We start from the raw sequence: 5,159 nt of genomic DNA, 5'->3' as shown, positions 1-5,159 counted from the left end.
CCCGTGAGTCAATGGACGGCTGGGATTTATACGGTAATGAATCACCCGTAAACAATATCGAATTTATTAACGGAGTCAACTTCATCACCAATGACTAACGAATTCGAGAACGGACGACGACAGGTGGCAAGGGAGTGCCGCAACGAATTACTCAGACTCAAGAAACGCACCGATCAGCAAACTACCGAAATACTCACCAAACACCTTCCCCGATTTGAAATCGCTATGTCGTCATATCAAAGGAGCAAATTTCAGCCTGTGATGCGGCTGCGATACTACGTCGATATGATTGATAAGGAGACGAAAGATGGATAGATATCCTCTGACATTTGATGAAGCATGTAATTTTGTTGGCGTCTCACCACCAACATTGCGTAATTGGATTAGAACAGGTCGATTAGTGGCAGCAAGAAAAGACCCAACCAAAAAACAGTCCCCGTATCTTATCACTCGACAAAATTGCATTGCTGCGCTCAATAATCCGATCCACACTATAAAAGTGAGCGCGGTTGACGTTAAGGAAGGTTATAAATGTCAATATTCCGCAGAAACAAGACTTGGTACGCCGATATCACGATCCCGGGTGGTCAGAGAATTAAACAATCTCTTGGCACAGAGGACAGGCGGCAGGCGCAGGAACTGCACGACAAATTAAGGGCTGACTTATGGCGAGTTGATAAGCTCGGTGATTACCCTGACATCACATTTGAGGAAGCATGCGTCAGGTGGCTGGAAGAAAAATCAGCGAAAAAGTCGCTTGATACTGATAAGAGCCTAATGGGTTTTTGGGTAGATCATTTTTCGGGATGCCTGTTAAGGGATATCACCTCGTCGAGAGTTTATACCGCTATTAGCAAATTGCAGAATAGAGCGGTATTAGCCAGATGGCTAGCAAGAAAAGAGGCGTGTATCAAAAAAGGGAAAGATATTCCTGTTTATGTTCCTAAGTCAGCATCACAGTCCACTAAATCATCATACTTAGCATTAATAAAGTCCATTCTCAGAGCTGCTGAACGAGAATGGAAATGGATAGATAAAGCTCCAATCATAAAAGTAAACCAGCCAAAGAATAAGCGCATCCGATGGCTGGAGCCACACGAGGCAATAAGGTTGATATCTGAATGCCCTGAACCGCTGAAATCTGTTGTTAGGTTTGCATTAGCTACAGGGTTGCGAAGATCAAATATTATTGACCTAGAATGGCAGCAAATCGATATGCAACGGAAGGTAGCATGGGTGAATCCTGAGGACAGTAAATCGGGTAAAGCAATTGGGGTTGCTTTAAATGATACTGCCTGTCAGGTTCTCCGTGATCAGATTGGGAACCATCATAAGTGGGTCTTTGTACATAAAACAGCATCAAGTCGGCATGATGGAACCATGACGCCAGCAATCAGGAAAATGCGTGTTGATAATAATAGGTCGTGGAATTCTGCGCTAAAGAGGGCAAGGATAGAAGATTTCCGATTCCATGACCTACGCCATACATGGGCTAGTTGGTTAGTTCAGTCTGACGTACCGTTATCCATTTTGCAAGAAATGGGTGGCTGGGAATCAATCGAAATGGTGAGACGATATGCTCATTTGGCACCAAACCATCTAACTGAACATGCAAGACAGATAGATGTGATTTTTAGTGCTCATGTCCCATCTGCGTCCCAAGACTCAATTGATGATAAGATAATTGGTATGTAATCTATTGATAATATTGGTGGGTTGTGGGAGGCTCGAACTCCCGACCAATTGATTAAGAGTCAACTGCTCTACCAACTGAGCTAACAACCCAATGCAAGTAATTATTCTCCAGCAACAACTCGACGTCAATGGGGGCCCACTTTTTTATTAAGTGAATAAAACATACACAATGCACTATCTGTTTTGATTGGCTGAATTATAATCGTCTGGTTTTTCGTGTGAAATCCTTCTGTTAATACCGTGGTTGTCTATGTCACAATGTTCCCTTAAGCACAGCTTGAGGGTATTAAGGCCATGCTGTGAGAATAAATTGGATATAACTATGGAAGAAAAAATACAACCCCTCCACACTCCTGAAACTGGAGACTCGCATCTACAGCGAAGTCTCACCAACCGACATATACAGCTAATCGCGATTGGTGGTGCCATCGGTACTGGCCTGTTTATGGGATCAGGCAAAACTATCTCCCTTGCGGGGCCGTCAATCATTTTTGTTTATATGATTATCGGGTTTATGCTGTTTTTTGTTATGCGTGCAATGGGAGAGTTATTGCTTTCCAATCTGCACTATAAGTCGTTTAGTGATTTTGCTGCGGATTTATTGGGGCCGTGGGCAGGTTTTTTTGTGGGCTGGACTTACTGGTTTTGCTGGGTCATTACTGGTATTGCTGATATTGTCGCTATCACTGCTTATGTCGGATATTGGACTCCTCATTTTCCCGAGTGGGGAACTTCGCTCTTGTGTGTTCTGGTATTGCTGACTCTGAATCTCGCGACGGTAAAACTATTTGGAGAACTGGAGTTCTGGTTTGCCATGATCAAAATCATTGCCATTGTAGCGTTGATTGTTACAGGGGGTATTTTGATTGGCATCCATTTCCAATCGCCAGCGGGACACGTTGCTACTCTTTCTAATGTCTGGAATGATGGTGGCATGTTTCCAATGGGGTTGAGCGGCTTTTTTGCTGGGTTCCAGATAGCGATATTTGCTTTTGTTGGTATTGAATTGGTGGGGACTGCTGCTGCGGAAACTAAAAATCCGATGAAGTCTTTGCCAAAAGCGATTAATGCCATTCCAGTCCGTATTATTACGTTTTACGTTTTGGCGTTGATTGTAATTATGTCGGTCACGCCGTGGAGAACCATTATTGCGGATAAAAGTCCTTTCGTGGAGTTGTTTGTCCTGATTGGATTGCCTGCTGCTGCCAGTATCGTCAACTTTGTGGTACTGACTTCTGCTGCTTCTTCGGCAAATAGTGGAGTTTTTTCAACCAGCAGGATGTTGTTTGGTTTGGCAAAAGAAGGGGATGCTCCAAAGCAGTTTAGTCGTCTCTCTCGTCGTTCGGTTCCAGCTTCGGGATTGATTTTTACTTGTCTGTGCCTCTCTTTTGGCGTGATTCTGATCTATTTCATTCCTGATGTCATGCGTGTTTTTACTTTGGTAACAACGGTTTCTGCAATTCTGTTTATGTTTATTTGGAGCATGATTTTGTGTTCTTATTTGGTTTACAGAAAACGCCGTCCAGCTCTGCATCAGGCGTCAGTGTATAAGATGCCGTTTGGTATCGTGATGTCGTGGGTATGCCTGGCTTTCTTTGCTTTTGTTTTGGTATTGCTTTCCCTGCAGCCAGATACCCGCCAGGCATTAATTGCTACGCCTGTTTGGTTCATTATTTTAATGGTCGGGTTTCAGATTGTGAAAAAAAGGAAAATTCGACTTCATCGCTAAGTGATAAAAAATCCCATTCATTAACTCTCAATGGCCCGAATGTGGGCCATTTTTTTATCTTATGTAGCCATGAATGTTCCTTGATGGAATCTAAGTTGCCACTTATTATTTGAATTTAATTGCCAAATTGAGGAACGAAGTGTTTTATTGAATTGATGACCAATTTGGTCTACTTCGTAAGATTGATAAGTTAGCAACACAATATTTTTATCCAGATATTTTATAAAAAAACTCTGTGAAAAAATCGGTGAGACAGTTTTTATTTCTGAAGTTAATCCATCAACCACGATTTTCTTAGTATAAATATGACCTGATTTACTTATTTCTAGAAAATCATCATGTAATACAGTATTAAGCCAATCGGCATTATTTCTTTTTTCATCGTGGAGACTGGTTTCAAGATATTTGAGTAAATCGAAAATAGTCATTTTTTCTTAACCATATGATTACCAAAGAAAATTAGTGGGTATCAAATATCATCAATAAAGGGAAATACATTTTTAAATTATTTTTTTAATACGCTATTTACATTTATTTTTTTATCAGGTAGTTATAAAAGGGTCAAGTAAAAAAGAGGTGAATATGGAAATTATAATTAGGGCTACTGAGCCTGAAGATGCTGAGCATTACCAACGAATTTTTAGTCATCCCGATGTTTACTCTAATACTTTACAACGTCCATGTCCTTCTCATGAAATGTGGCGGGAACGTTTGAAGCTAAATAAAGCGCAAGGGGATATTGATTTTGTTGCTGAAATAAATGGCAAGGTTGTGGGTACAATCGGGTTATTCACCCATGCCAATCCAAGACGTAGACATGCAGTGGGCATTGGTATTGGTGTCGATGTGGCTTATTCTGGCCGGGGGGTAGGATCAAAAATGATGGAATTTGCGATCGATTATGCATTCAATTGGTTGGGAGCTATCAGAATCGAGTTGGAAGTTTTTGTTGATAATGAAAAAGCGATCGGCCTTTATACCAAATTTGGATTTGAAGCGGAAGGTATCCGGCGTATGGAAGCACTGAGAAATGGTCAATATTGTGATGTGATGGGAATGTCTTTAATCAATAGCCGATTTATTTGATGCTTTTGGATTCATAATAATTTGAAATTAAACTACAAATAAGATAAACAAATATTAAGGGATACCTTTTTATTTTTTATGAATTAATTTATTAGTTTAATTTTTTGTAAAAAATATTTTAATTTGTATTTTTTGACCATAACTTGTTAGTTTAAGGAATGGAAAATATATATGATAATTAAAATTAGGGCTACTGAGCCTGAAGATACAGAACATTACTAACGAATTTATAGTCATCCCGATGTTTACTCTAATACCTTACAACGTCCGTGTCCTACGCATGAATTTTGGCAAGAGCGATTCAAGCAAAATAAATATCAAGGAAATGTTTATTTTGTTGCTGAAATAGACAATAAAGTGATAGGTACATTGAGAATATCTACTTACGCTAATCCAAGACGTAAGCATGTAGCAGAAATAGGGGTCATGTATTAAATAGTTAGATTGAATATCAAAAATAGTACTCACGCTCAATAAAAGTTCCTATCACCTTATCGTGCATTTCTTCGGATTTTGAATAACTGATAGTTTTTCTATTCAGTCTTTTTATTCGAGTACGCTGAGTTAAATTCGTTCTCTCTATACGCTGAGTAAACGTCTTTCCAGTCAGGTGATCTTCCTCGGGAAGGTTATCATAAACAACATAATC

At 39.8% G+C, this 5,159-nt stretch carries 7 protein-coding genes and 1 tRNA gene; 5 read left to right on the top strand and 3 right to left on the bottom strand.

The window, feature by feature from the left end; all coding sequences use genetic code 11:
* Positions 1-307: 307 nt before the first annotated feature.
* Entirely contained in the window at positions 308-655 is a 348-nt protein-coding gene (locus tag Xhom_RS36585; RefSeq protein ID WP_071933909.1) for a helix-turn-helix domain-containing protein, read from the top strand.
* A complete protein-coding gene (locus Xhom_RS12845; protein ID WP_232326342.1) occupies positions 538-1,695 on the top strand; it encodes a site-specific integrase in 1,158 nt (385 codons plus the stop codon). The genes Xhom_RS36585 and Xhom_RS12845 overlap by 118 nt, the downstream gene beginning before the upstream one ends.
* 14 nt (positions 1,696-1,709) lie before the next feature.
* Here Xhom_RS12845 and Xhom_RS12840 read toward each other — a convergent pair.
* Positions 1,710-1,785: transfer RNA gene (locus Xhom_RS12840), tRNA-Lys, on the bottom strand.
* A gap of 232 nt (positions 1,786-2,017) precedes the next feature.
* Between Xhom_RS12840 and cycA the strand changes: the two genes are divergently transcribed.
* A complete protein-coding gene (gene cycA / locus Xhom_RS12835) occupies positions 2,018-3,424 on the top strand; it encodes a D-serine/D-alanine/glycine transporter (RefSeq protein ID WP_069315334.1) in 1,407 nt (468 codons plus the stop codon).
* A gap of 59 nt (positions 3,425-3,483) precedes the next feature.
* On the opposite strand, the gene Xhom_RS12830 is transcribed toward cycA, so the two are convergent.
* A complete protein-coding gene (locus Xhom_RS12830) occupies positions 3,484-3,852 on the bottom strand; it encodes a nuclear transport factor 2 family protein (protein ID WP_069315335.1) in 369 nt (122 codons plus the stop codon).
* A 154-nt stretch (positions 3,853-4,006) separates the two neighbouring features.
* Here Xhom_RS12830 and Xhom_RS12825 point away from each other — a divergent pair, with 154 nt between their 5' ends.
* Together Xhom_RS12825 and Xhom_RS42805 are read left to right on the top strand one after the other, a co-directional pair.
* Positions 4,007-4,510 (top strand): GNAT family N-acetyltransferase, encoded by a 504-nt coding sequence (locus Xhom_RS12825; RefSeq protein WP_069315336.1) that lies wholly within the window; start codon positions 4,007-4,009, stop codon positions 4,508-4,510.
* Between the two features lie 225 nt (positions 4,511-4,735).
* On the top strand, positions 4,736-4,945 hold the full coding sequence (locus Xhom_RS42805; RefSeq protein WP_335673757.1) for a GNAT family N-acetyltransferase: 210 nt from the start codon (positions 4,736-4,738) through the stop codon (positions 4,943-4,945).
* A gap of 16 nt (positions 4,946-4,961) precedes the next feature.
* Here Xhom_RS42805 and Xhom_RS12815 read toward each other — a convergent pair.
* Positions 4,962-5,159 (bottom strand): IS1 family transposase (locus tag Xhom_RS12815; RefSeq protein ID WP_244590771.1); only part of this gene is annotated, 198 nt, incomplete at its 5' end.

Source organism: Xenorhabdus hominickii, from assembly GCF_002632725.1.
Lineage (GTDB): Bacteria > Pseudomonadota > Gammaproteobacteria > Enterobacterales > Enterobacteriaceae > Xenorhabdus > Xenorhabdus hominickii.
This window is presented reverse-complemented; position numbering and strand designations above follow the sequence as displayed.